Source organism: Paenibacillus filicis (assembly GCF_038070315.1).
Lineage (GTDB): Bacteria > Bacillota > Bacilli > Paenibacillales > NBRC-103111 > Paenibacillus_G > Paenibacillus_G filicis.
This window is the reverse complement of record NZ_JBBPCC010000010.1, coordinates 79,681-105,222: the sequence shown is the minus strand read 5'-3', so window position 1 is coordinate 105,222 and position 25,542 is coordinate 79,681. Positions and strand designations below refer to the sequence as shown.

Genomic DNA, 25,542 nt, shown 5'->3' with positions numbered 1-25,542 from the left:
GGAAATTCCGCGTCAATTGAGGTTTCTTACATATTTAATTGGAAAATGAAGCAACTTAAGGAAGAGGTGAGCCTTATGAATGATTCGACGAAGCTGGGCTGGGAACATCAACTGATCGGACAGATGGAAGCCAACATCGATTTTACCGTTACGAAAACAATCTTCTTGGACCAGCCGACAACCTTGTATTATATAAGCTCCCTCGTCAGTCTCTCCCAAACGCTGCTCGTCGAGGATCGACTGCTCAAGGAATGGACACAGCGCGCCGAAGATCCGGACGAGCTGGCCATGTATCTGCTGGAAGGAAAGATCGTCCTGCGCCGGGCGGATACCGCCGAACCGCTCATACTACTGCCCGTGGGGACCGCTATCAATCGTCAGATCATGCCACCTCAGAATGAGCACCCGCTGCAGATTTCGCTCGACTCCTTCACAGAGGATCTTCATACGAACATCGGCCTGATCCGCAAGAAATTAAAAAGAACGGATATGGTCGTCGAATCCTATGTAACCGGCACCACATCCAAGCGAAATTTGACGTTCATCTATGTGCAGGGAGAAGCAAATCCTGGCGTCGTGTCCTTTATAAAAAAAAAGCTCGGACAGCGCTTGTCCAGCGATATCCATAGCGTCGCGGATTTGCTGCGCGTCCTGGACCAGCCCCGGTTCTCGCTGGTGCCTACGTATGTGTCTACCGAAATCCCGGACGAAGCCGCCCAGAAGATGCTGGACGGCAAAGTCATTCTCTTATTGGATCAATTACCCTTCGCTCTGGTATTTCCGGCCATTATCAGAGATCTATGGTCGCTCAGATCGGACATGAATTATCCCGTATTATTCGGCATGTTCTACCGGTTCATCCGAATATGCGGAATCTTGTTCTCGACCGTCGTGCCCAGCTTATATGTCGTGCTGAATGCCGTTAATCCCGAGCTTCTCCGCATTCAACTGGCTATCGCTGTCGCCAAGAGCCGAGTAGGCGTTCCTTATCCGTCTATCGTCGAAGTATGTCTGATGTTTCTGCTGCTGGAGATGGTTATTGAGGCGACGATCCGGCTGCCCAAGAACGTCGGCCCGACGATCACGATGATCGGTGGGATCATACTCGGGCAAGCGATTGTTCAGGCCAAGCTGGTCAGCAACCTGCTGATTATTATATTGGCCGCTTCCATCATCGCGAATTTCACCATCACCGGTTTTTTAAACACCATTGGAATTCGATTATTCAAATACGGAGCCTTATTCCTAAGCGCCATCTTCGGCATATTCGGACTTGAGGTGTCGATCATCGGGTTCTGCATTTATTTGGCAGGCCTCCAATCGATAACGATTCCCTACTTGAGCCTGAGTGTGAAAGGGCCGTCCTCCCATGAGTAAACGAATGATCTTCTTCTTATTCCTGCAGATTCATCTGGCGGCAGCCTTGTCCGGCTATGCCGTCAAAATCATCGAGTCCACCGATAAAGGCCACTGGGAGCCGATCCTCGCAGGCGTGCTGCTTCAGGGCATCCTTGTATGGGTGTATCTGAAGGGACTGTCGTTCTCGAAGGGAAAAGATGTCGTCCAGATCATTAAGGATGGGCTGGGGAAGTGGGCGGGGACGCTCGCTTTCTTGCCTTTTGTTTTGTTTCTTTGCTTTCACTTGATCCTGTTAGCCCGGCAGCAGATTACGGAGATCAGCATCATTCTGCTGCCGGATACGCCGTTATGGTCTACGACACTGATCTTTGTAGCGATTTTCCTATACGCAGCAAGCAAGGGCATCTCTGTGATCGCGCGGGTAAGCGTCGCCATCTTTTTACTCTTTATGCCCTTCGTCCTCTTCACCCTGCTCGTCAGCTACCGGGACTTTGACTTCTATAATGCCTTTCCGCTGTGGGACCCTGCGGCCTCGTTTACGGCGAAGCCTTCCTTCTACGTGAGCATGTATGCGTACACGGGCTTCTTGTTTCTCGGCATGCTTCGCTTGAACAAACCGGTGACTCTGCGCGAGCTCTGGCCTTTACTGGCTATTCTAGCTGTATTTTATGTGACCATCGTCTACGTTCCTCTGCTTACATTCGGCCATGAGACGGCTGTGCTCTTACAGCAGCCGACCCTGATGGCCTCAGATACGATCGATCTGGAGTGGGTGGTGTTCGACTGGCTGCCTACCTTCTTCATCGTCTCGTACAGTGCGCTCAGCATTCTGGAATCAGCGGTCACCCTGTGGATGGCCACCCTGTTGATCCGCAAGCTGTTCCTCCCCCTGCCCGCCTTATGGCTGATGGTGGGGATAGGGGTCGCGGTATACGCGCTCAGTCTGATGATTCCCAATATGCAAGCCTTGAACCGGTTCGGCTCCTACAATGCGTTCTTCTCCATCTATAGTATGATCATGATTCCGGTGCTGACCATTGTATCGGGACTGCGGAAAAGGAGGACTGGATCATGAGCTTCCGCGGGGGAAGAATTCTATGGATCTTGCTCTTGCCTATGCTGCTCGGCGGCTGTTGGGATGTAAAGGATATTAATAAGCGGTATTTGCCCGTTGTGATGGGCATCGATCAGGAGAAAACCGGCAATTACAAAATCATCCTGCAAGTGCCTACAGTTGAGGGAGGTACGCAGATGCTGGAGGGGGAATCCGCCTCCATCAGCAAGGCGGTCGATCTGATCCGCACGAAGGCGGAGAAAAGTGTGGATCTGGTGCACTTGAGGCTGTTTCTGATCAGTGAGAACATGGCCAGGAAGGGAATCAAGGAGGTTATGGATTATGCCGTCCGGGCCAATGATATCTCCATCAAGAGCATGGTAGCCATCGTACACGGCGATTTCGAGAAAACTCTGTATCATCAAATCAAACCAACGCCCGAGGTCTCCGCCTATGACTATTTCAGCGAAGAATCCGGTTGGACGCCCAATGTATCCATCAACCGGGTCTGGGAGGCTTATCGGAGTGCCTATTCTTACACCGAGGACTTCGCTATTCCGCTGGTAGAAGCCGGCAAGAGGACCTTGTTCAACTTCAGTGGCTCGGCCATCATGAGACGGGACAGGATGGTTGGTATGCTTACTCCCGACGAAACACTGATTAATAATGTTTTCCAGGAAAAATATACAGGCGGAACGATCGAAATCACGAATGAGGCCAGTGTCATCATCAAAAAAGTATCCGTCCGCCATCATACCGATTGGCTTGCTACAGGTCCCAGCCTGACCAGCATGGTTTACATGAATGTAGTAATCGCTGAGAATAAACGAAACCGGACCAATCAAGAGGTAGCCAACGATATCGAACGCTTGCTGGAAAAGCGCTCCAAGGCGATCTTTGAAAAGCTCGGCGATCTGAAGGCCGACATACTGGGTGCAGGCCAGCTTTTCCGGCCCCGCATGTCTGCCGGGCAGTTGAAGGATTGGAAGAATGTGTGGTTTCCCAAGATGAAGCACACGGTTACCGTGAAAGTCAATGTGCTCAACAATATCGATCTCAAGGAAAACGTAAAATAAGCTCCGTCTGTCCCTGTATACAGAGCAAGCCCCCGCCCCCGGCCGACACCGGGGCGGGTGTTACCGGACCAGCGCCGTTCCGTGCAGAAATACCTGGATCGCCTTGCGGTAAATGCCCAGCGTGGCGGCCGCGTTCGGCGCACGCTTGGACATCTCGCCGAGCCCCATCATCAATCCCTCGAGAATAAAGCCCAGCGTCCGGGCATCATCCGCGTTCAGCTCGCCCTCATCCATTCCCTGCTGGAGAATTTGCCTGTTGAACTCGATATGCTCTGCGACATACCGGCTCATCTCCTGCTGAATATCGCTGCGCTCCCATCCGCTGGAGATGAATTCATCCATGGCTTTGGTCAGGGGATGATTGAGATCATTGGTCACCATGTGCTCGGCAAATCCCTGGAGCTTTTCCTCGGTCGTCTGGAACAGATGCTCCTTGGCCGCCCACTGCTCCTTCCAATCACGGTCCCACTCATCCAGCAAATACTTGAATAACCCTTCCTTGCTCTGAAAGTGGTAATAAATATTCCCTTTGCTGCTGCCGGTGGCTGCGACGATGTCCTCAATCGACGTAGCGGTATAGCCTTTGTGGGCAAATAGCGATCGGGCCGCCTCCGCCACCTTCTTCTTCGTTTGCTCGCTCTGGAGCTGTTTCTTGTTCATACGCTCCCTCCCCTTCTCAGGCGCCAGCGTTATAAGATGAAAGCCTGGCCGCCCCTGCTTGCTTCTTATAATAAATAACAATGGAGAGGAATACCATAGCTTCTGCCAAAGGAACCGCCATCCAGATCCCCGTGATTCCGATCATCCGAGGAAGAATCGCGATGAAAGCCAGCATCAGAATCATCTCACGGGCGAGCGTAATCCAGGTCGCCATCCGAACATGACCGATCGACTGGTAATACGTCATCATGACAAAGTTAATGCCCATAAATACATAAGCCATGACGAAAATCCGCAGTCCGCCTACCGCATAGCTTGTGACACTTTCAGAGAAATTCCCGAAGATACCGACGACCGGCCGGGTCACAGCCTGCGCTAGCAGCAGCAGGACGACCCCGGCGCCCAGCGCAGTCCAGACCGCGATGCGGATCGTCTGCCGCTTCCGCTGCTCCTGCCCGGCTCCATGATAATAACTGATCAGCGGCTGTACCGCGGCACCCATACCGAGAAAGCTCAGCAGGACGATGCTGTGAATATAATTCATCACGGAAAAGGCAGCCACGCCGTCCGTCCCGGCCATCCACTCCAGGGAAATATTATGGGACACGGTGAATACAGAGATTCCGACCTCCGACAAGAAGCTGGGAAATCCGATGAGCAGGATCGTCAGCAGCAAGGAGCCCTTCCACGGAAAGCGGCGCAGCTTCAAGCCGTTCGTTTTTTTGAAAAAATGAGTGGTGAGCACAAGCAGTCCCAGCGAGGCGGCTATGATCGTACCGAAGGCAACCGCACCCACACCCTGCTCCAGCACATACAGGATCACGTAATTGATCACGATATTGGATAAGGCAAAGGTAATCTGGGCCATCATCGAAAGCCGGGGATTGCCGTCATTGCGGACAAAGATGCTGATCGCATTCTCCAGCGTAAAAACAAAGCCGCACATCAGCATCACATTCATATAAGCAGATGCATAAGGAAGCGTGTCGCCATTGGCTCCGAGCGCCAGGACAAGCCAGTCCCGAAACAGCATGGCCGTGAGCCCGATGACCAGTGTCGCCGCCGCGATGATCGTCACCGAATACGTGAATACCGTCTGAGCGCGATGCGGCTCCCTCGCACCCATAGCCTGCGAATATAGCGTGGCGCCTCCGATGCCGATCCAGAGAGACATCGCGACAAACAGCGTATATACCGGGCTTGCGATCCCGATGCCGGCCAGAGCAGACGCGCCCAGCTTGTTGCCGACCATGACGCCGTCTACCACGATATTAACGGCAACCAGCAGCATTCCCAGCATAGAAGGGATCAGATAACGAAGAAAGGCCTTCCCTACCGATTGTGTATCCAGCTCATGTGTCACTTGTTGTGTGTTCATCTTTTATCCTCCGAGCCATCCATCAAATATTTATACTGAACGTTCGGTTTGTATTTTAGCAAAAAAAAGCTGAATTTGCAAATGAGGCCCTTGATTGCCCAACATGTAAAATCCCCTTTCAAGACAGTCGCATATTGACCTGCCTCGCCTGCATGGCAGGAAACACAAATGGCGCCCACTCGAAGGAGTGAACGCCACCGACAGAGCAAACCTAAGTGTTAAGACAATGATGGAAATTCGGTTATATACGGGATACCGCGCTAAAGCTTACACAAACGCAGGAAGCCATCCTCCATGGGCTTCAATTAAATCGTCGCACATCGCCACGATCTCATCGATGGACAGCTCGGCTGCCGTATGCGGGTCCAGCATGGCAGCGTGATAGATATGCTCTTTTTTCCCGGTCACCGCCGCTTCCAGAGTGAGCAGCTGCGTATTGATGTTGGTGCGGTTCAGTGCAGCCAGCTGCGGGGGCAGATCTCCGACATACGTCGGCGTCACGCCGCTGCCGTCGACGAGGCAGGGAACCTCGACAACCGCTTCCCTGGGAAGGTTCGTAATCAGGCCGGTATTCATCACATTGCCGCCGATCTTGAACGGCTGGTTCGTTTCCATCGCATCGAACATATAGGAGGCATATTCATGCGACCGGGTATGTCCCAGATTCCGGTTGTTGACTAATTCATCCCGCATGGTTGCCCACCGTTCGATCTGCCGAACGCTGCGGCGCAGATATTCATCAAACGGGATGTTGAAGCGCTCGATCAGCTCGGGATAATTTTTCTTGATGAAGTACGGGTGATACTCGGCGTTATGCTCCGAGGATTCCGTCACATAATAGCCGAAGCGGAACATCAATTCGAAGCGGACCATATCGTCGTGCTGCTCTTGCTGCTTCTCGCGGGCACGCCGCTTGATCTCCGGATACAGGTCCACTCCGTCTCTGGTAACCTCCAGCAGCCAGGCCATATGATTGATGCCGGCGATTTTCGTCTGGACGCCTTCCGTCTCGATATCCAGTGCCTCGAACAGATCCGGTATGCAGCGTTGAACACTATGGCATAAGCCGACCGTTTTGACCCCGCCGATGTTCGTCAGCGCGTTGGTCAGCACCGCCATCGGGTTGGTGTAGTTCAGGAACCAGGCATCTGGACACACCTCCTGGATATCCCGGGCGAAGCCCATCAGCACCGGAATCGTACGAAGATTGCGGAAGATGCCTCCGATCCCCAGCGTATCGCCGATCGTCTGGCGCAAGCCGTACTTCCGGGGCACTTCAAAATCTGTGATCGTGCAAGGATCATAGCCGCCGACCTGGATCGCATTGACGACATACTTGGCCCCGCGCAGCGCATCTCTGCGGTTGGTGTAAGCCCGAACCGTGCAGGTGCTTCCCAGCGTGTGCTTGAGATTGTTCAGCATGTTCTCCGAATCCTTGAGTCTTTCTTCATTAATATCATATAAGGCCAGCTCGAAGCCTTGTAGCGATGGCGTCATCATGCAGTCACCTAGCACGTTTTTGGCGAATACCGAGCTGCCGGCACCGAGAAAAGTAATTTTCGACATAAAGCATCTCCCCTTAAGATTGAAATTAGAACCCGGCTAGCCTAACGGCCAGCTTCATCGCCTGCTCGGTGGCGCCAGGATCGGCGGTACCTTGACCCGCAATGTCAAAAGCCGTTCCGTGCGCCGGCGTAGCAAGGACGACCGGCAGTCCGCCACTGACGGTAACCCCCCGATTGAAGCCCAGCAGCTTCATCGGAGTCTGAGCCTGGTCGTGATACATGCTGACCAGGCAGTCGAACGGCTTGGCTTGCCGCCGCAGAAAAATCGTATCGGCCGGATACGGGCCATCGACCTCGATCCCCTGCTCTCGGGCTTCCTGAACGGCCGGCCGGATTTCCTCGATCTCCTCCATCCCGAGCAGACCTCCGTCCCCGGCATGCGGATTCAAGGCAGCAACGGCAATCCTCGGCTGATCGAAACCTACGCGGGTCAGCGTGTCATGAGCAAAACGGATGATCCGGCCTACGCGTTCCTGGGTTATCAGTTCGCCGACTTGTCGGATCGGGACATGAGAGGTGATCCGCGTCACCCACAGATCGTTCATGACGTTGATTTCACTGAAGCCCTCCGTGCAATCCAGCAGCGAAGCAAAGAAATGCAGCTCGTCTTGAAAATGGAAGCCGCCACGGTGCAGCGCTTCTTTGTTAATCGGCGCGTACACGACGCCGTCCAGCTTGTTCTGCTGCGCTAGCTTGACCGCAAACGTCAGCGTCTCACCGGTCGCCCGTCCGGAGTCGACGGACAATTGCCCCAGCGTATAAGACTCAGGAGGCAAGTTGTTCAGGTCGATGAAGTAGATCTGATGCTCATCGTTTACCTGCCCGATATCCGTAATCCGTTGATACGAAACGGTTGCTCCTGCGATCGCTTGCCCTTGCCGGAACACGCGCTCGTCTCCAATCACGACCCACGTCGCTAATTGAAGGATGTCCTCCGATTGCAAGGCTCGTAAGGCCAGCTCCGGCCCGATGCCGGCGGCATCTCCCAAGGTTAAGCCCATTAACGGTTTCCTCATGTTTGATTCCCTTCCCTTTCTCCGTCTGCCAGCATGCTGTGCAGATCTTTTATCCCTTAACTGCGCCGGAAGTCATCCCCGCGATGAAATATCTTTGCAAAAACAGATACAGTGCAATGCTCGGCACAGCGGCCAGCAAGGAGCCGGCGGCTACCCAGCCGATGTTGGCGTTGTTCTCGCCGAAGAATGTCGACAGCGCAACGGTAATGGTGCGGGTTTCTATTTTCTGCAGGAAGAATACCGAGAACTGATAGTCATTCCAGATCGATACGCCGTTCATGATGATGACCGTCGCGGTAATCGGCATCAGCACCGGCAGAATAATGCGGAAGAACAAGCCGATCCGGGATGCCCCGTCGATCATCGCAGCTTCGTCCAGCTCTTTGGGAATCGTACTGATGAAGCCTGTGAACAAGAAGATCGCCATCGAGAGATGGAAGGTTACATGCAGCACAATGATCCCCGCATAGGTGTTCATAGCCCCGATATCCACAAACATGCGGTACAAAGGAACGAGAATCGTAAGCGGCGGCACGATCAGAGCGCTGACGAAAAATCCGTACATCCACCGGTTGAGCCTGCTCCGGTGACGGGCCAGCGGGAACGCCGCCATTGAGCCGAGCATCAGGATCAGCGCGAGCGAGCATACCGTTACGACCGTCGTGCTGACAAAGGCCTTATCCAGCCCGGCCAGCTGCCAGGCATGCGTAAAGTTGTCCCAGGATACATAGCCTGGCATGACCCATTTGGAGCTCGTATCCATGGCATCCTTGAACGAAGTCGTAAGCAGCACATAAAAAGGAATAATATGCAGAATAGCTATCCCCACACCCGCCAGGGTATACAGCGTCGCGGATTTCTTCATACGGAAATCTCCTTTTTACGCAAATAGTACAAGGCTGTCAGTCCGATCAGCGAAATCATCAGAAACATGAAATTTCCAAGCGCTGCCGCATAGCCTGCATCCTGATGAGCAAAATACAGCTGGTAGATCATCGTGGACAAGGAAGCCGAGGCATAGCCCGGTCCTCCATTGGTCAGAGACGTGATGACGTCGAACAGTTTCAAGCCGCCGATCAGGTTCAGGACGATATTGATCGTAATAGCTGGTGCGAGCAGCGGCAGCGTGATGTTCCTGAATCTCGAGAAGCCGGAGGCGCCGTCCATCTCCGCAGCCTCATAGTATTCCTTGGAAATCGACTGCAGACCGGCCAGGAAGATGATCATGGCTACCCCGAGAAACTGGTAGGTGTTCACCAGCGTAATGATCCAGACATTCAGGTTCGTATCCGCCAGCAGATTGATCGGCTTATCGCGGAACAGCAAGATAATGTCGTTGAGAGCGCCTCCATTGTATTGGAAGAAAAAATACCAGATATAGCCCATGACAAGAGGACTGACGATGACCGGAAGATACACGATCGTACGGATGACCGTCTTGCCCCGCAGGCTGGTGTTTAGAAATACGGCGTAGGCCAGACCGATGACATTCTGGAGAATGGTACTTCCGATGCCGTAGATCAATGTATTGAGAATAACCGTGCCGATCCGGTGATCGGTGAGCATGCGCCGGTAATTATCCAGCCCGATAAACCGCGACGTCTGGGAGTAGCCGTCCCAATTCGTCAGGGAAATGGAGATTCCCTTGGTGAACGGATAGTAGATAAACAGGACAAAGAGCAGGAATGCGGGCACATACATCAGATTTATCGAGGATGGCGAGGTCATCCAGCGGCGAATGCGGCCTCTCACGGCTTTCCGTTCGGTAACTTTAGCATGTACAGTTTCCATGATTCACCTCTCCTTACATGAAGACACGAGACAACGGGCTGGAGTACCCTGCACGGACACGTCCCGTCCGTTTGCTGACACTAGTTTTTGCGTAGACGCTCCGTTTCCTGCTTCATCGTATTTGTGTAATCCTTGGGTGTAATGCGTCCGGCCAGCAGCTCGGTGCCCGATTTGGACATGACGCTCCACATGCCGTTAGGCAGATACACGCGGTCGAAGTAAGGGAATACACGAATATCGGCATATTTCTTGTAATACTCGGTCAGATCATGCTGCGACTCGATGCCCTTCAAGCCAGGCTGCAGCTTCGTCACATTGGCAATCTTGGTCATGTTGTCCGCCTTCGCGAAGAACGTGAGCAGCTTCTTGGCCTCGGGAATTTGCTTGGAGTCTTTCCAAATCCCCATCGTGGCCCGCTCGCCTCCGGAAAAATTCGGCTGATCGTCCGCTGCGATCGAGGGAATCGGCATCAGTCCGATCTTCATGTCCGGCTTCAACTTGTGTACCGCGTCCACAAAGGATGGAGCCAGCAGGACAAAGGCTACCTTCTCCGCCGTGAAGGCTCCAGGAATATCGCTCCGCTTGGCCGTCAGGAAATCTTCGTTAATCAAGCCGCGGTTTTTGATATCCAGCAGCTTCTCGGGGAGCGTCGTCCACTTGCTCCAGTCGAAGGAATGATTGAGCAGCGCCTCTGCGGAATTGTTGGCCGGACTGATCAACAAAGAGTTCGCAAAGTAATCGAAGAAGGTGCCGATCGTGCTCTCGTCTATTCCCGAGAAGAAAAATGGAACGGTCTTTCCGCCGCTCTCCTTCTTGATCTTCTCGCCCGCCGCAATCAGCTCATCCAGCGTCTTGGGCGGCTCCAGCTTGTACTTGTTCAGCATGTCGACATTGTACATGATACCGTCCTTGGCTTCGCTCAGCGGCAGCACGTAGACCTTACCTGTTTTGTCGGTGATGACGGGCTGAATCGTATCGGTCAATTGCTGGGTCCATGGCTCGTCCCGCAGGTCGGCGAGGTATTCCCCATAGCGGATCTGAGCCCATCCATGCGTATCGAAGACGTCGGGAAGATCGTTAGCCGCCATCTTGACCTTCATGTTGTTCTCGTAAGCGGACCCTGGGAACTGAATGTTGACCGCGATATCCGGATTTTCCTTGGTGAAATCATTGAGGATCTGACGATATACATCCTGGACAGGCTGGTCCGCGACATTACTCATCATCGTTAAGGTTTTTTTGGAAATACTAGTTCCCGTGCCGCCCTCTTTCCCGCTTGATGCTCCGGGAGAGGCTGATTCTGGACGCTGGGAACAGCCGCTTATCGCCAAAGCTGATACCAGGGTTACTGCCAACGACACTTTCCATTTCTTGCTCATGTACCCACCTCTTATCATGTATGATGTGCATCACACGAAAATCTTATCATGGATGTAAGGGTTTACATATGCGCTGAATCTACGATTTGAAGCGCTCATAATTAATCTTGCTACCCTGTAACATTTACAGTATAATCGACCACAAACTGAATACCGCAGGGGGAGCCGCCGTTGAATAAGCCCTTTCTCTCCATCCGGGTGAAGCTGGTTCTGCTCTATTCGTTAACGATCCTGCTTCCTGTAGTTATCATCGCTTTCGTCATGCCGTCCTATTATATTAAAATCATAACGGCCGAAACCGAGAAGCTGACCAACGAAACACTGGTCGGCCTCACCGGCAATATCCAAACGTATCTGGATGACCTCGAACGGGTCACCATCTCTCCTTATACGAACAATGAAGTCATGAACTCGCTGAAGCTAAAGGCCCGAAGCTTACGGAGCCCTGTGGATGATTATTCCAAATACAAGGCAGACTATACGCTGTACCATACGCTCCCGAACCTGCTCGTGAATTTGCGCAAGGATATACTAGGGACCTTGCTCGTCACGATCGACGGCTCCGTCTACTACAATGACAGCAGCTCCCAGCTGACCGAGGTCCGCACGGATTATCCGTATACCGAGTCGTCCTGGTATCAGGAAGCGGTGAAGGCGAACGGAAGAGTGGCCTTCGTGACGGTTCATCCGCAGGATTATCTGAAGCTGTCTGCCGTTCCCGACGTATTTTCCGTCGCCCGGCTGATCAAGGATCCGGATTCCAGGCAGCCGCTGGCCGTCATTATGGCGGATGCCGATACGGTGATTCTGGATAAAATCGTCAGGCAGTTCTCCTTCAATGTGAACTCGATTGTCACCATTACCGATAAGGATCACAAGCTGATCTACTCCAACACGTCCCTGTCCGGGCAAAACCCGGAGAATCTGCAAGACCGGCAGCATTCCTATGTATCCGTTACCAGAGAAATACCGACCAGCTCCTGGGAGATTACCGTCTGGCTATCCAAGGCTGAGCTGGCCTCCAAGGTTCACTGGATGAAGGTAACGGGGGCAGCCTTCGCCGTCGGCGGAGTATTGCTAACCTTCTTTTTGTTCTTTGCCTATTCCCGGACCTTGCTGACCCCGTTCAAGGAAATGATCGGTGTCATGCGTCAGGTTCAGCATGGCAATATGAACAAACGTGTTCGTGTGCAGGGCCAAGATGAGGTCGCTCAGCTCGGCAGCGTACTGAACCGGATGATCGATCAGCTCGATGAATTGATTATTAATGAATTCCGTACCAAGCTGAATCTGAGGGATGCCGAGTTCCGGGCGCTTCAATCGCAGATTCACCCTCACTTTCTGTACAATTCGTTGAATGCGCTGGTCAGCCTGAACCGGAAGGGAGAGCGTGCGCTGTTAGAGAGATCCATCGTATCGCTAAGCGGGATGCTGCGTTATATCTTGACCTCCCAGGATTCCTGTACGCTGGAGGAAGAGTTCTCCATTATCCGCAAGTACGGAGAGCTGATGAGTCTCAGGTTCAGCGACCGCTTAACCATGTCGATCGACCTGGCTCCAGGACTGGCCCATGTGCGCATGCCTAAGCTCTTGCTGCAGCCTTTAGTGGAAAACGCTATCATTCATGGGGTAGAGCCCTGCGAGCATCCTTGCCGGGTAGCCGTGAGTGCCGAAGCGGTCCCTGACGGCACGGGCGGCGAGAAGATTGTCATCCGGATCGTGGACGACGGCATGGGCTTTAACCCCTCGCAGTTGAAGGATCAGCGGGTAGGGCTGAATAATGTTAAGGAACGACTGGCGCTCGCCTTCCCGGATCAGCATGAATTTCACCTGGAGAGCCGAGCTGGACAAGGCACTTCCATCACCATCACGATCTCCGCAAATGGAAAGGAGCTTCCCTGATGAACATTGTGATCGCCGATGACGAGCAGTTGGCCCGAGAAGCGATGAGCGACATTTTATTGGAAATATATCCGGACCTGCAGATTTACGAGGCCCGCAACGGCCAGGAACTGATCGAGGTGGTGGAGCGGATCAAGCCGGACGCTGCCTTTGTCGACATCCGGATGCCTGGCAAGTCCGGCCTGGAGGCTATCCACGAAGCAGCCCCTCTGTCTCCTTATACGCAGTGGATCATCCTAACGGGCTTCGCCGACTTCGCTTATGCCAAGGAAGCGATCCGCGTAGGGGCGGTCGACTATTTTCTCAAGCCGGTCGCAGCCGAAGAAATTCATGCGCTTATTACTCGCCTGAGGCAAACTTCGCTCCAGCAGATCATGGAGAAAAATAAGCTGTTCGAATCGGATATGCTGTCCTTGTTTCACGGGCTGATTCTGAATTGGGACGAACGGGATAATGCGCCTCAGCCATCCTGCCGGATTCGCTGCGAGATTATCTATATGGACAGCTGCTATGGGGAAGCGGAGAAGTCAGCATCAGGCAAACCGTTCTTTCACACGATCAGCTCCACGATGCCGAAGTACTATCACAAGGACTTGGAGGTAGCCACTTTGCTGCTGCCTAACGGGGAGTGGGCGGTCCTAGGGAGATACACGTCTCTCGAGGGTGCGGAGCAGCTACAGCGATGCTTCGCCTCGCATGCCGAGCTGGTAAGGCAGATGGAAGAGCCGGGTCTTGTGATGACCTTGATCGTCTCGGATGAACGCGACTCCTATGCCTCGCTGCTGGAAGAAGTCACCACGCTGCACAAGTATGCGTATCTCCGCTGCTCGTTGGGGCTTGCCCGCAGCTTGACGCATGCCGATCTTTACGATGCGGCTGCGCAGCCGCTGATCCCCGGGCTATGTGGCACAGCGGTCAAGTCGGCGGAAGAGTATCACCGGAGAAATTATGTCGGCTATATGCATACTATCGAGCAATTCACGACCCAGTATGAATCGCTGCGCAATCAGATGTCATCCAGTACGTCCAGGGCTATATCGCAGTTTCTCCACGTTACTCTCCAAGCTCCCCTGTGGACCTCTGGCCAGGGAGCCGACTGGCTGCAGTCGCTCAAGACTCTGGGAGAAAAGCTGCTGGACAAAAAAATCAGGCAGGCGGGAACTACGCCGGACCTGGTTGCCAAGACCATCGCTTATATCGAAGAACACTATACGGGAGACCTCTCGCTGGGCCATATCGCAGAGGAGCTATGTGTGACGCCCAATCACTTGAGCAGTCTGTTCCACAAGCGGACAGGCACGACATTCATGCAGTACGTGACCAAGCTCCGGATGCTTAAAGCGCAGGAATTGCTGGCCGATCCATCCGTCCAGGTTCAGCAAGCCGCCGAGCAGGTCGGATATTTCAGCGCCAGGCACTTCACCAAGCTGTTCAAAGAGTTCGCCGGCTGCTACCCGTCCGAATACAAGAAGCAGTTGCAGGCGAGCATTACGCAAATAAAGGCAACGGAGTCATGCTGACGCATTCCGTTGCCTCTTCGTTCACTTGCTATACTTGATCCCGTACCGGGTGCTTAGGCTTCAGCCTCGCAGCGTATTAGAGCGCCGGGCGCTTGGGAGCCAGATCTACGGCAGCGCGGATCGCTTCGACCATACTGCGTTCGTCGGCGATGTTTTTGCCCGCGATGTCGAAGGCCGTCCCGTGATCGACAGACGTGCGGATAATCCCGCCCTTCAAACCTACCGTTATATTAACGCCAGCCTCGATGCCCAGCACCTTCACCGGCGCATGCCCCTGATCATGATAGCAGGCCACCACCATCTGGAAATCCCCGCGGGCGGCGCGGAAGAACAGCGTATCGGCAGGGTATGGCCCCGTTACGTTGATCCCCTCAGCTCTCGCCCGCTCGATGCCCGGCACGAGCTTCTCCTCCTCCTCGCCCTCGCCGAATAAGCCGTTCTCTCCGGCATGCGGATTGATCCCGCAGACAGCGATGCTCGGATTCGTATAGCCCGCCTGGACCAGCACCTCATGGGCGAGCTTAACCACCTTATACGTCCGTTCCGGATCGATCATACGGATCGCCTGAATCAGCCCGACATGGGTCGTGAGATGGATCACCTTGAGGTTGGGCGTAGTCAGCATCATGGAGTAATCTTCCGTATCGGTAAGATGGGCCAGTATCTCGGTATGTCCCGGGAACAGATGCCCGCCTTTATGCAGCGCTTCTTTGTTCAGCGGCGCGGTACAGATCGCATCGATCCGCCCCTGCTGCGCCAGCCTGACGGCCTCTGCGATATATTGATAGGCTGCGTCTCCCGCTGCCGCAGAGATTTGTCCGTAAGGAAGATCGGCAGGCAGCAGATGCAGATCGATGCAAGGCACGATACCCGGCTCAAAGACTGCTTCCATGATCTCAGCCGGAGCGATCCGCTGAACCTTCACGGCAGCCGAGGTGACCCCAGCCGCCCGCTCCAGCATCGCGGCGTCACCGATGACAAGCGGACGACAGATGTCGTGAACATCAGCCCGCTGAAGCGCCTTGACGATGATCTCCGGGCCGATGCCGGCCGCATCACCCATCGTAATTCCGATAATTGGCTTCATGAATAAGACTCCCCCTTTAGCATATCAACAGACTTGAGCAATACCTTATCCGTACCGAAGCTGCCAGCCTTCGTCACGACAAAAAGCTCCTTGGCTCCCATTCCCATGAGCCTTCCCACAGGGACACCCGGCTCCACCTCGCCGATGAGATCCAGCCGCTCGGCACCGAGCTGCCTGCACACCTGTACCGCTGTATCCCCGCCAGTCAGCACAAGGCCGCTCGACTCAAACTGCTCCAGCAAGCGAACGACCGTCTCGCCGAGCGCGGCCGAGATCAAGTCGCTAATCGCCGTCGCATCCAGGCCCAGGGCGGCTCCTGCCTGCTTCGTAAGCAGCCTGTCCTCCTCGGAAGCTGTCGAATACAGCGCCAGATGCTTATGGACGCCTAATAGCTGAGCGGCCCGTTGGTATACCCGGTCCATCTCCTCACGGCGGGCTTCGCCATCTGCGACGATCCGGTCGGAGCGCAGCCCCACCCCCTCGACATCCGCACGGCTCAGCAGTTCCTCAAGCTGTCCGCGCGACCGGCCGCTGACGCTGCCGACCACCACAATCACGGAGCTTCCCTTCTCCGCGGACAACAGATCCTCCTTATGCTCCAGGACGTCATGGGAAGCCAGAGACTGCACCAGCCCCGCGGAGCCGACCCAGACAACCCGGTACTTCGTTCGCCTCACGGCTTCGACCATCAGCTCGATATCCGCTTCCCTATCGGCATCGAACACAATATAAGGAACGCCCGCTTGGCGGAAGCCTTCCAGCCTGGCCTCTATGACCCCCGCACCCCTTCTCAGCTCGTCGCAGGTGACCAGCTCTACGGAACGCTGCGTCTGTGTCTGCAGGAGCTTGGGCACGAACGACTCGGTCACCGGCGTCTTGGGATCGGAGGCGACCTCGGTCTCGTGCAGCGGCTGACCATGCAGATAGTGATAACCGTTCACGATCCTCCGGCCGTTACTCGGATACGCCGGAGCGACAATAACAAAATCAGGCTGGAAGGTGTCGAACATCGCATCGATCTCATACCCGATATTTCCTCTCAGGGTTGAGTCGATTTTCTTGTAGATCACCTCCGGCTCTACCGTCCGGACAAACTCCGAAGCGCTCTTCGCTCGGGCATACGCCTCGTCAGGCGAACAGGACCGGCTGTCCGTATTCCATACAACCGCATCGCAGCTATGCAGCGCCCCGGCATTCATTTGGAACAACACGGAGGTATGCAAGCCGTACTGGGCCAATTGAACCCCGCTGTCATTGGCGCCGGTCAAGTCATCCGCAATGATCGCAAATTTCATATCGTATCTCCTTCGGCACGCTGTGTTCAACGGATTCTCGAATCTTCACTCAAAAGGCGGCAGATTGCCCTGTGCATCGAAGCGCAGCTCTTCCCACCCGCCCTCTGCCGATATATGCGGCATGGAGCGGATGTCCTCGTATACGGCCTCGGAGACATAAATATGCTCCAGATGCAAGGTGCTGAAGATACGGATGATTCTGGCCTTGTCTGCGCTTACATTCCATGTCGCGCGAAGGGCGGCCGTCAGCGCCTCCCGGTCATTGTCCAGCACGATCGGGACAGAGGCACGCTGTAAGAAGGTACTGGTGATTACATTTTCATTCATGGCCTTTCTGTCGATCTTGTCCGCCAGCCGCACGGTCGTGAGATCCGCCAGGCCGATGCCGAGCGCATTGCCATGGGAGGCCTCGCTTAGATCTCCGGCAATGATGTATTTGATAGCCGGCTTCTCCGGCTCGGGAAGTCCCTGAATCCGCATCCGGCCTATAATATTCGTATCCATGCCGGTACCGCTGTAGTTTTTGCCGATCTGATCGACGATCAGGATATCCAGCTCATCGACGGGGAGCTTCGGGTACATGGCTGCCGACTCTAGCAGCAGCTCCTGCTCGCGGACATAGATCCGCTCCGGCTCGATCGCCTCCAGGATCGCCGTCTGTTCGGAAGCGTTCTCAACAATGCCGACTCCGAACAGGATACGGCCCGATCCGAGGACAACCTTGCCCACCTCAGGCATGATGTCGCGGATGCCGTGGACACCGTAGGTATGAAGCAGCAGCGCCTGCCTGTGTTTTCCGAGACCGATCGCCGCCATCTTGAGCAAGCCGCTCTCAATGCCGACTGGCGATTTGAAGTCGGTATGCAGCTTGATCCTGCCGACCAGCACGACACCGTCCGCTTCATGTGCATGCTTGTCCATATAGACAGGAATTCCCCCCGGTGTGCTGCCGATCTGGACCGTATCCATGGAGCTGAGGATCGGCGCTCCGCAGGCTTCTTCTGTGACGCCGAGACTGTGGAGAACTTCTACCTGTCCGTCGGCGGTAGCCCCACCATGGCTGCCCATCGCCGGCACAATAAACGGATCGGCGCCCAACAGCTTCAGCTCAGTCACCACAGCTGTAATTATTCTTGAAATATTCGCGATTCCCCGGCTTCCGGCAGTCACGGCAATGCGCATGCCCGGCTTGATCCGTTCCCGGATGGCGGGCCTAGCCATCTCGGCGGCGACAGCAGCTTCGATCTGCTCCATAACAGGAGCGTGAAAGTGTTGGCGAATTCTGATGAATTTCGGCAAAGTCATAGAGGCTGCTCCTTTTATTCATAGTGACTCGCTTGATCGCACGTACAGCAACCTAATCTTATCATAACCCTTATGTTTGCCATAGGTGTGTCTTCTACGATAGGCGCGCTCTTTTTTCACCTGTTCGGGTATGCTGCCGGATAGCTTCCTGCGACTGCCCACTCCGCAATAGTTCATGGAATCCCGAACCCGATCATATCCTGTAGGGATATGCGCTTATGCGCCGGGGAAGGCAGGTGAACGTTCAGTGAGTACATGGAATGAGGCGGCAGAGGCTCTCCGCCTTCTAACCGACCAGCTCACAGGTTGGCAGCATGAGGACGGGTCCTGGCGGTTCTGCTTTGAGAACGGCACCTCCACGGATGCCTATATGATCCTGGTACTGCGCACCTTGGAGCTTCCCTATGAAGCCTTGATCCGCAGCCTGCACGACCGGCTGGCTGCGCTGCAGCAGGACAATGGCGCTTGGAAGGTATATCCGGACGAGGACGAGGGCAACCTCGCGGCAACCGTGGATGCCTATTATGCGATGCTGTACTCGGGGCACAGCCGTCGGGAGGATGAAGCGATGCGCAAGGCTGAGGCCTTCATCGCCTCCAAGGGAGGGATCAAGCAAGCCGAGTCGGTGCTGACCAAAGTCTTCCTCGCCTCTACAGGCTCCTACCCCTGGCCGGTCACGCTGATCATACCACTGGAAACGCTGCTGCTCCCCCTCTCCTCGCCTGTAAACATGTTCGACTTCTCCGGCTATGCCCGCGTCCATATGATCCCGATCCTAGTGATGGCGAACCGGCGATTTGTGATCCGAACGAAGGATACCCCCGACTTGTCTCATCTGACAGGTACCGGCAAAACGGTGAAGCGCATGGACCGCCCCCAGCCGGGCCCTGCGTCCGCCCGGGGGCTCCAGCAGCTGCTCGATGAGGTCCACGGAGGCATCCGGCAGCTCGCCGGACTCCCGGGGCTGCTCCGCCAGAAAGCCACCGCAAGGGCCGAGCAGTTCATGCTGGAGCGCATCGAGCCGGACGGCACCTTGTACAGCTACGCCACCAGTACGCTGCTGATGATCATGGCCTTACTGGCGCTAGGCTATGACAAGCACCATCCGGTCCTGATGTCCGCCATCGACGGGCTCGTGTCGATGCTCTGGAAGGTCGACGGCCATCTGCATCAGCAGAACTCGCCGTCCATGATCTGGGATACGGCGCTGCTGTCTGCAGGTCTACAGCAGGCCGGCATCTCCCCGGACAGCGGGGTCATCCGCAGGGCGAACGATTATCTGCGAGGGATGCAGCATCCTACTGAGGGGGATTGGGCGCTTCACATGAAGAACCCCATTCCTGGCGGCTGGGGCTTCTCCGAGTCCAACACCCGGAACCCGGATGTGGACGATACGACGGCCGCACTCCGTGCTTTACGCCCGGCGGCTGGGCTGAAGTCCTCCGACCGCGATGCGTGGAACCGCGGGCTGAACTGGGTACTGTCGATGCAGAACAAGGACGGCGGCTGGCCTGCCTTCGAGCGCGGCGTGACTAATGAGCTGCTCGCCCTGCTGCCGATCGACGGGGCCGCTTCAGCCGCCATCGATCCATCGACCGCCGACCTGACGGGGCGGACGCTGGAATTTCTCGGAGCGACCGCAGGTCTCGGAACCAAGCATCCTTTTGTCCGCAGGGGTGTGGAATGGCTTGAGCAGCATCAGGAACCTGACGGCTCCTGGTACGGACGCTGGGGAATCTGCTGTATCTATGGAACCTGGGCCGCCCTAACCGGTATGATGGCCGTCGGCGTCGTCCCCGAACACCCGCACGTAGACAAAGCCGTCCGCTGGCTGCTCGATATCCAGAACAAGGACGGCGGCTGGGGCGAGTCCTGCGCCAGCGACCATAAGAAGCGATATATACCGCTCGGTGCCAGCACCCCCTCACAGACCGCCTGGGCGTTGGATGCGCTGATCGCCGTACATCCTGCGCCGATCCCCGCTATCGAGCAGGGCATGCGCAAGCTCATCGCCCAGCTGCAGGAGGACGACGAGACCACCCGCTATCCGACAGGCTCGGGTCTGCCCGGATTCTTCTACTCCCACTACCACAGCTACCGGTACATCTGGCCTCTGTTCGCGCTGAGTCATTATCACCGCAAGTACCGATAACGTTTCACTGGAATAGGAGGGCTGCCTTCGCCCTTAGGAACGGACGCTCCCTTTCTCCAGTCATGTGGAGTGCTTAATATTGATGGCTCGTAAACAATAGATGAGAGTGACAGTATTGCTCAAATTAATTGAATTTAATAGTTGTGTACACTTAGGCACTATTAAGGGCAGTTAAGATCAATGGAGGGGAACCGTATCATCGCTAAAGGTAAAATAAAAAGGGACTACATCAAGTCCCCGAGGCTTTCAGTATGAGGTTCGTTGAGACTGGCGAGCACTTCAGGGGCTCAAGCGATGCGACGTAATCCAGAGCCCGCGTTTCCGCTAGGCGACTCAGGAGGACGGCGGAATCCCTTTGCATTGCATTGATGGTAAAATCAAAGTGCAATTTGATTTGGGTAATCTGCCGTCCGACCCGCCTTGGAGATTCTTTGGTGATGTGGATGCTTTCGACCATTAGCCGCAATAACGCCTTTTGTTCATCCGCATTGATCTTCATGAGTGCGTCCTGAATCAGCGTCAACAGTTTTTGCAACGAATCGAAATCAACAGGCTTGTTGCATTGTTCGTCCAGTTCAGCTTCGATGGTTTCAAGCCTTTTTTGAAGTTGTTCCTGTCGGGAGTGCGTTTCCTTCAGATCGTCCTTGAATATTGCAGCCAACTCAGGATCGCTCAGGATGTTGTCATTGATTTTCTGGAGCTTCCTGCTGTTGGTATTCAACTCAGCAACAAGTGCTTTCTTTTCTTCCATGATCGGGGCGTCTGCATACGAACCGCGCTTCATCCGGTCGCCGCTCGACCAATAACGAACGCAAAATCTCAATCATCATCCTCTTATCGTCAGCGGCATTAACACTTTCAATGTCCTTGAAATTGAATACTTCGCTTGGCATTACATCCAAAGCCGTCATTATCTTATCCAACGATTCGAGTGTTACATTTCTGCTTCCACGCTCTATGTCTGAAATATATGAGAAGCTCAATCCGCAATTTTCTGCTAATTCTTCCTGCGTCAATCCTCTTGCTCTGCGAACCAACCGTAATTGCTCACCTACAAGCCGCAATAAACTATTCATGCAATCAACCTCCTCTTCCAAGCGTAGAGAGGAGTAAAAAATAGATACATCATTGAATAGTATAAAAGTTGTAGAAATTCCGCTGTTGGTTATAGTAAAATAGTCACTATGGAATCATCTGCCATATAGTGCTACCTGCTCAATAGGTGGTGACGGTATTCATCAGGACATCAATGCTTCAGTTTAAAGTAAGGAGATGATTGCTGAACCGAAAACAACAAGATGTTCGCCGCGGATATAATCACATTTCAACTTCTTGATTTCACAATTTACACGACTTGGGGGAAGCCATATGAATAAGAAGAAACTAGCATCAGCACTCATGACCGGTGTACTAACAATAGCGTTAGCCGGACAAGCGTTAGCTGCTCCGGTTAATTATGGTGAGGAATTAAAGAATTCTCCGCAAACAACGCCTTCAATATCGTTTACAGATGTCACAGGCAATCATTGGGCTTACCCTTACATAGCTGAAATGGTCAACAAGAAAGTCATTGAAGGCTATCCCGATAATAAGTTCAGGCCTGAAAATACAATCTCGCGGGCAGAATTTGCGACGATCATTGTGAAGGCCGCTGGTCTGCAAGCCAAGAAGGTCAATTATTCGAACTTCTCCGATGTGAAGATAACAGACTGGTACTCGCCTTACATCGAGACCGTGAAGGACTACATGACCGGTTTTAGAACGGCAGACGGTCAGTACATCTTCAACCCTACCGCACCCGCATTACGTGAAGACATCACCGTCGCCATGGTCAAACTCAAAGGATATGATGTCGCTCGATTGGCGAACCGTTCAATCATCGAAGCAATGTTTAAGGACTATGATGGAATTTCCGAAAGTGCGAAAGATTATGTATCCATCGCAGTAGCAAACGGACTTGTATCGGGGTACGAAGATGAGACATTCCGTGCCCAGAACTCCATAACACGGGCTGAAGCCGCGACAATGCTTTGGCGGGCATTTATGTATGGTAATGACAACAAAGGCGTAGGAGGGCAAGGAGGCACGTCTACAACGCCCACACCGCCTGTAACACAACCTTCGACGAATCCGCAGCCAACTACGCCAACCCAGCCACAACAACCGTCGCAGGCAGCAAAGTTTAGCGTCGATACCCTTGTTGGTGGAACGGGACAGGGTGATGTAGACGGGTCGGTGAGCATATCAAAAATCAATGCTGTTAATAGCATGGTTGTTGATAAAAACAACAATATTTACTTTTTGGACACAGATAAGAAAAAAGTGCGTAAATTCAACAATTCTAACGGTACAGTAGAGACTTTTAAGACTATAGACAGCACCTTTAACTGGGGAAACTCTTCCGATGGAAAGACTACTACGAACTATCTGTTTAACTATATGACCCCAATGAAACTCGCCTATAATGTGGCGAATGACAGTGTTTACTTGGGGATTAAATATGCATCAAGTCCAAATTACGCTTCGCTTATCTATCAGCTTACACCAAACGTTCAAATGTCCGTATACGCCCTAGAAAAACGAGTTGCTACAAAAATCATCGACTTCATTAGCTTTAGTAATCAAGGAGTAATTATTAGCGGCTCCAACCGGAACTACAACGAACATTACGATGCCGTAGTTTATAATGGACAATTGGCGACTCAGGCAGATGAAATGGCATCAACAACCGATGGAACATGGATTCGCTATATAGGTGGCAGGTATAAATATTCACCTGTGGTTGATGCTATCGCTCTAGATAATCAAGTTTATGTGTTTGATGCTAACGAGGGCAAGCTCTCTAAAGTCCAGTTGTTTCCGAGAAAGCTTGAGACTATCGTCACTCAAAGTAATATTTCCTTTGACTCCGTTACGACCAACAACGGAAAGTTTTATGCCTCCAGTGGATTAACGGTCTACGAAATCAGTCTTGATGGTTCAATGACGACCTTCATTGATGGCAAAGACTTGACCTACAACGACGGTAATCCAATCCAGATTATTGACCAGATGAATTTCGACAGTAAAGGCAACATCATCATTTACGACAATCAGAACAAAGCCATTCGTCGTATAAATCTGTAACGCTTATCATCATGCAGGAGGGAGCCGCAGGCTCCTTCTTCTGCTTTTTATAATATATGCATGCATTGGAAGGTGAGACGGAGATGGATAAGCTTTTAGAGTTGCTTCTTGGAGAGGCGTTTAAGCTCGGTGTAAAGAAACTGTTCGGCTACAAACCGGAACGGAGTTCAGATGTCGCCGGAAGTATCGGTTGTTTGATCTTTTTGTTAATGGTAATTCTGTATCCCATCGGTATTTACTGGTTGAAGCCGAGACTAACAACAGGATCATTTTGGTACGATCACATTTATACTTGGCCGTTGTATATCGTTGGGTTGTGGCTTTCGTTCTACATTCTTCGGTTTGTTTTCTATTGTTTGAGGGTGGCTCCGTTCTCTACTTTACTGTTTGCCGGAATTATATGGTTCGGATGGTACGCCCACAAAAGGGGATGGATGTAGATTTTTTCAATCGTTAGTTACAAATTCGGAAAAATGACGATAAATAGAATGGGCATTAAGCAAAATACTGTTGTAACTTCCAAGATGAACACTGAATGTTACAGAATGTTCGTCTTTTTTGCTGTTCCGAGGGGGTGCAGAGAATCCGAAAATGGATTGGCTATTGTACTTGGAATTTGGCATGATGGCGATCAAATCCGGTTGATTTCCAAAGGTGGCGACTTCAATACCACCGTCATCAACAAAGAGGGAAGTTAACGCTGCTATGAAAATTTGTATAGTTACTTGAAGGAGTTGCTTGTTAAGCACGGTAAATGGAAAGAGAATGTCGAATAAAGGAGTAACGATCAGATGGGATTGTACAAGCTGGTGTGGTGTTGAAATCTACGCAGTTACCTTCCGGTGTCCTGGAGAAGGTCAGCAGGCCCAAGTAAAAGAGGAGCGGGCAAGGTACTCATGGCTTGAAAATAACCTGAACAGGAAAAACAAAGAAAAGGATATTCCGGGTAGATGGTATAAAGAAAATACTCGTGAATCAATCCGCGATGAGACGATTCGGGCGCTTGTACATCTTGGAGCTATTGTTGAAAAAAGCGGGCTAGCTACTACGTCTCCATCACCAAGATATACCTTACAGACTGATTTTGCGGAGCTATTTAATCCTCTGCTAGTTGAAGAAGAACTTAATCAGGCGATTGTTAACTGGCAGGAGTCGAATCTTTCTGCAATTGCAAGAGCGAGAATCGCTATCTCAAAAAATATGGCAACATCGATTGACGATGGTGTATTAGTCCAACTGCCGAATGGAGAAGTAAGGAAGCTATCTCCGGGCCCGAGTTCGATATTGCAAAAGCTGTCGTGGAGAAAATGTCAATGCGTTTCCTCAAAGGGCCTGCTGTTCTATTAATCAGTGAATCAGCTAGAAAGATTGTTGTAAATGATGACAGGATTTGTTCGGCTATTGGTTTTCATATTGATGTAACCAAAGTTCTGCCGGATATTATCATGGTTGATCTAGGCAGAAGAGAGCCGTTAATCGTCTTTGTCGAATGTGTTGCTACTGATGGGCCAATATCGGATTAGAAGGAAGTTAGAGCTCATCTCTATAGCAGAGGAAGCAGGCTATAGAGGAAAGGACTATACTTTTGTCACAACATTTAAAGATAGAACAGATCAAGTAAGCCGAAAACTAACGCCATCGATTGCTTGGGATACGCTTATCTGGTATGCAACCGAGCCGAACTCCATCATTCATATGTTTGAAGGAAACGAGCAAATGATTACCTCACTTGGCGATATGTTTGATAAGAACAACAGATAAGACTGTTTTATAAATATGCTGAGAGTTGGAGGGTGTTAACTTTGGATTATGTAAAAAGAAAAATAAAGTTTGAATATTTTAGAGTGGTCTATAGAAAAAAGATGACCCTGTCACGT

22 protein-coding genes are annotated in these 25,542 nt (G+C 52.8%); 10 read left to right on the top strand and 12 right to left on the bottom strand.

Annotated elements, in window-relative coordinates:
* Positions 1–75 precede the first annotated feature (75 nt).
* From WMW72_RS16495 to WMW72_RS16485, 3 genes are read left to right on the top strand one after another with little or no spacing between them, the layout of a single operon-like run.
* Positions 76–1,377, top strand: a complete 1,302-nt coding sequence (locus WMW72_RS16495; protein WP_341416614.1) for a spore germination protein — start codon at positions 76–78, stop codon at positions 1,375–1,377.
* Positions 1,370–2,434, top strand: coding sequence for a GerAB/ArcD/ProY family transporter (locus tag WMW72_RS16490; protein WP_341416613.1), 1,065 nt, complete (start codon positions 1,370–1,372; stop codon positions 2,432–2,434). Before WMW72_RS16495 ends, WMW72_RS16490 begins: the two co-directional genes overlap by 8 nt.
* The gene (locus WMW72_RS16485) at positions 2,431–3,489 is read left to right on the top strand and encodes a Ger(x)C family spore germination protein (protein ID WP_341416612.1); all 1,059 of its coding nucleotides are present in this window, start codon (positions 2,431–2,433) and stop codon (positions 3,487–3,489) included. Before WMW72_RS16490 ends, WMW72_RS16485 begins: the two co-directional genes overlap by 4 nt.
* 60 nt (positions 3,490–3,549) lie before the next feature.
* Here the strand turns inward: WMW72_RS16485 and WMW72_RS16480 are convergent, their stop codons facing one another.
* From WMW72_RS16480 to WMW72_RS16450, 7 genes are all read right to left on the bottom strand, one after another.
* Positions 3,550–4,149: a TetR/AcrR family transcriptional regulator gene (locus tag WMW72_RS16480; protein ID WP_341416611.1), complete on the bottom strand. Its 600-nt coding sequence runs from the start codon at positions 4,147–4,149 to the stop codon at positions 3,550–3,552.
* A gap of 16 nt (positions 4,150–4,165) precedes the next feature.
* A complete protein-coding gene (locus WMW72_RS16475) occupies positions 4,166–5,527 on the bottom strand; it encodes an MATE family efflux transporter (protein WP_341416610.1) in 1,362 nt (453 codons plus the stop codon).
* A gap of 267 nt (positions 5,528–5,794) precedes the next feature.
* Positions 5,795–7,093, bottom strand: a complete 1,299-nt coding sequence (gene melA, locus WMW72_RS16470) for an alpha-glucosidase/alpha-galactosidase (RefSeq protein ID WP_341416609.1) — start codon at positions 7,091–7,093, stop codon at positions 5,795–5,797.
* A gap of 25 nt (positions 7,094–7,118) precedes the next feature.
* Positions 7,119–8,108 (bottom strand): PdxA family dehydrogenase, encoded by a 990-nt coding sequence (locus WMW72_RS16465; RefSeq protein WP_341416608.1) that lies wholly within the window; start codon positions 8,106–8,108, stop codon positions 7,119–7,121.
* Positions 8,109–8,157: 49 nt separating this feature from the next.
* Entirely contained in the window at positions 8,158–8,973 is an 816-nt protein-coding gene (locus tag WMW72_RS16460; RefSeq protein ID WP_341416607.1) for a carbohydrate ABC transporter permease, read from the bottom strand.
* A complete protein-coding gene (locus tag WMW72_RS16455; RefSeq protein ID WP_341416763.1) occupies positions 8,970–9,836 on the bottom strand; it encodes a carbohydrate ABC transporter permease in 867 nt (288 codons plus the stop codon). Before WMW72_RS16455 ends, WMW72_RS16460 begins: the two co-directional genes overlap by 4 nt.
* 143 nt (positions 9,837–9,979) lie before the next feature.
* Positions 9,980–11,278 (bottom strand): ABC transporter substrate-binding protein, encoded by a 1,299-nt coding sequence (locus WMW72_RS16450; protein WP_341416606.1) that lies wholly within the window; start codon positions 11,276–11,278, stop codon positions 9,980–9,982.
* A gap of 171 nt (positions 11,279–11,449) precedes the next feature.
* Between WMW72_RS16450 and WMW72_RS16445 the strand changes: the two genes are divergently transcribed.
* The gene (locus tag WMW72_RS16445; protein ID WP_341416605.1) at positions 11,450–13,180 is read left to right on the top strand and encodes a cache domain-containing sensor histidine kinase; all 1,731 of its coding nucleotides are present in this window, start codon (positions 11,450–11,452) and stop codon (positions 13,178–13,180) included.
* Complete coding sequence (locus WMW72_RS16440; protein ID WP_341416604.1) at positions 13,180–14,700, top strand: response regulator transcription factor; 1,521 nt, start codon at positions 13,180–13,182, stop codon at positions 14,698–14,700. The genes WMW72_RS16445 and WMW72_RS16440 overlap by 1 nt, the downstream gene beginning before the upstream one ends.
* Positions 14,701–14,776: 76 nt before the next feature.
* Here the strand turns inward: WMW72_RS16440 and pdxA are convergent, their stop codons facing one another.
* From pdxA to WMW72_RS16425, 3 genes are read right to left on the bottom strand one after another with little or no spacing between them, the layout of a single operon-like run.
* Positions 14,777–15,787: a 4-hydroxythreonine-4-phosphate dehydrogenase PdxA gene (gene pdxA, locus WMW72_RS16435; protein ID WP_341416603.1), complete on the bottom strand. Its 1,011-nt coding sequence runs from the start codon at positions 15,785–15,787 to the stop codon at positions 14,777–14,779.
* Positions 15,784–17,082: a four-carbon acid sugar kinase family protein gene (locus tag WMW72_RS16430; protein WP_341416602.1), complete on the bottom strand. Its 1,299-nt coding sequence runs from the start codon at positions 17,080–17,082 to the stop codon at positions 15,784–15,786. The genes pdxA and WMW72_RS16430 overlap by 4 nt, the downstream gene beginning before the upstream one ends.
* A gap of 45 nt (positions 17,083–17,127) precedes the next feature.
* Complete coding sequence (locus WMW72_RS16425; RefSeq protein WP_341416601.1) at positions 17,128–18,387, bottom strand: nickel pincer cofactor-dependent isomerase, group 22; 1,260 nt, start codon at positions 18,385–18,387, stop codon at positions 17,128–17,130.
* A 247-nt stretch (positions 18,388–18,634) separates the two neighbouring features.
* Here WMW72_RS16425 and shc point away from each other — a divergent pair, with 247 nt between their 5' ends.
* Positions 18,635–20,539, top strand: coding sequence for a squalene--hopene cyclase (shc, locus tag WMW72_RS16420; protein ID WP_341416600.1), 1,905 nt, complete (start codon positions 18,635–18,637; stop codon positions 20,537–20,539).
* Positions 20,540–20,768: 229 nt separating this feature from the next.
* Here the strand turns inward: shc and WMW72_RS16415 are convergent, their stop codons facing one another.
* Positions 20,769–21,290: a hypothetical protein gene (locus WMW72_RS16415; protein WP_341416599.1), complete on the bottom strand. Its 522-nt coding sequence runs from the start codon at positions 21,288–21,290 to the stop codon at positions 20,769–20,771.
* Positions 21,262–21,615 (bottom strand): helix-turn-helix domain-containing protein, encoded by a 354-nt coding sequence (locus WMW72_RS16410; protein ID WP_341416598.1) that lies wholly within the window; start codon positions 21,613–21,615, stop codon positions 21,262–21,264. The genes WMW72_RS16415 and WMW72_RS16410 overlap by 29 nt, the downstream gene beginning before the upstream one ends.
* Positions 21,616–21,907: 292 nt before the next feature.
* On the opposite strand from WMW72_RS16410, the gene WMW72_RS16405 reads away from it, so the two are divergent.
* The 4 genes from WMW72_RS16405 (at position 21,908) to WMW72_RS16395 (ending at position 25,426) form a co-directional block, all read left to right on the top strand.
* Complete coding sequence (locus tag WMW72_RS16405; protein ID WP_341416597.1) at positions 21,908–23,665, top strand: S-layer homology domain-containing protein; 1,758 nt, start codon at positions 21,908–21,910, stop codon at positions 23,663–23,665.
* A gap of 765 nt (positions 23,666–24,430) precedes the next feature.
* The gene (locus WMW72_RS16400) at positions 24,431–25,012 is read left to right on the top strand and encodes a hypothetical protein (RefSeq protein ID WP_341416596.1); all 582 of its coding nucleotides are present in this window, start codon (positions 24,431–24,433) and stop codon (positions 25,010–25,012) included.
* Positions 24,973–25,188: a BsuBI/PstI family type II restriction endonuclease gene (locus tag WMW72_RS35610; protein WP_423227555.1), complete on the top strand. Its 216-nt coding sequence runs from the start codon at positions 24,973–24,975 to the stop codon at positions 25,186–25,188. The genes WMW72_RS16400 and WMW72_RS35610 overlap by 40 nt, the downstream gene beginning before the upstream one ends.
* A complete protein-coding gene (locus tag WMW72_RS16395; protein WP_341416762.1) occupies positions 25,169–25,426 on the top strand; it encodes a BsuBI/PstI family type II restriction endonuclease in 258 nt (85 codons plus the stop codon). Before WMW72_RS35610 ends, WMW72_RS16395 begins: the two co-directional genes overlap by 20 nt.
* Positions 25,427–25,542: the final 116 nt, after the last annotated feature.

What these genes read in the sequence shown, in the direction of transcription:
- WMW72_RS16465 (WP_341416608.1), bottom strand. Translation starts at nt 8,108, where the DNA reads ATGAGGAAACCGTTAATGGGCTTAACCTTGGGAGATGCCGCCGGCATC.
- WMW72_RS16405 (WP_341416597.1), top strand. Translation starts at nt 21,908, where the DNA reads ATGAATAAGAAGAAACTAGCATCAGCACTCATGACCGGTGTACTAACA.
- WMW72_RS16440 (WP_341416604.1), top strand. Translation starts at nt 13,180, where the DNA reads ATGAACATTGTGATCGCCGATGACGAGCAGTTGGCCCGAGAAGCGATG.
- WMW72_RS16475 (WP_341416610.1), bottom strand. Translation starts at nt 5,527, where the DNA reads ATGAACACACAACAAGTGACACATGAGCTGGATACACAATCGGTAGGG.
- WMW72_RS16460 (WP_341416607.1), bottom strand. Translation starts at nt 8,973, where the DNA reads ATGAAGAAATCCGCGACGCTGTATACCCTGGCGGGTGTGGGGATAGCT.
- WMW72_RS16490 (WP_341416613.1), top strand. Translation starts at nt 1,370, where the DNA reads ATGAGTAAACGAATGATCTTCTTCTTATTCCTGCAGATTCATCTGGCG.
- WMW72_RS16455 (WP_341416763.1), bottom strand. Translation starts at nt 9,836, where the DNA reads ATGACCTCGCCATCCTCGATAAATCTGATGTATGTGCCCGCATTCCTG.
- WMW72_RS16410 (WP_341416598.1), bottom strand. Translation starts at nt 21,615, where the DNA reads ATGAATAGTTTATTGCGGCTTGTAGGTGAGCAATTACGGTTGGTTCGC.
- WMW72_RS16480 (WP_341416611.1), bottom strand. Translation starts at nt 4,149, where the DNA reads ATGAACAAGAAACAGCTCCAGAGCGAGCAAACGAAGAAGAAGGTGGCG.
- pdxA (WP_341416603.1), bottom strand. Translation starts at nt 15,787, where the DNA reads ATGAAGCCAATTATCGGAATTACGATGGGTGATGCGGCCGGCATCGGC.
- WMW72_RS16495 (WP_341416614.1), top strand. Translation starts at nt 76, where the DNA reads ATGAATGATTCGACGAAGCTGGGCTGGGAACATCAACTGATCGGACAG.
- WMW72_RS16415 (WP_341416599.1), bottom strand. Translation starts at nt 21,290, where the DNA reads ATGGAAGAAAAGAAAGCACTTGTTGCTGAGTTGAATACCAACAGCAGG.
- WMW72_RS16425 (WP_341416601.1), bottom strand. Translation starts at nt 18,387, where the DNA reads ATGACTTTGCCGAAATTCATCAGAATTCGCCAACACTTTCACGCTCCT.
- WMW72_RS16395 (WP_341416762.1), top strand. Translation starts at nt 25,169, where the DNA reads ATGGGCCAATATCGGATTAGAAGGAAGTTAGAGCTCATCTCTATAGCA.
- WMW72_RS16430 (WP_341416602.1), bottom strand. Translation starts at nt 17,082, where the DNA reads ATGAAATTTGCGATCATTGCGGATGACTTGACCGGCGCCAATGACAGC.
- WMW72_RS16400 (WP_341416596.1), top strand. Translation starts at nt 24,431, where the DNA reads ATGTCGAATAAAGGAGTAACGATCAGATGGGATTGTACAAGCTGGTGT.
- WMW72_RS16485 (WP_341416612.1), top strand. Translation starts at nt 2,431, where the DNA reads ATGAGCTTCCGCGGGGGAAGAATTCTATGGATCTTGCTCTTGCCTATG.
- WMW72_RS16450 (WP_341416606.1), bottom strand. Translation starts at nt 11,278, where the DNA reads ATGAGCAAGAAATGGAAAGTGTCGTTGGCAGTAACCCTGGTATCAGCT.
- WMW72_RS35610 (WP_423227555.1), top strand. Translation starts at nt 24,973, where the DNA reads ATGTCAATGCGTTTCCTCAAAGGGCCTGCTGTTCTATTAATCAGTGAA.
- melA (WP_341416609.1), bottom strand. Translation starts at nt 7,093, where the DNA reads ATGTCGAAAATTACTTTTCTCGGTGCCGGCAGCTCGGTATTCGCCAAA.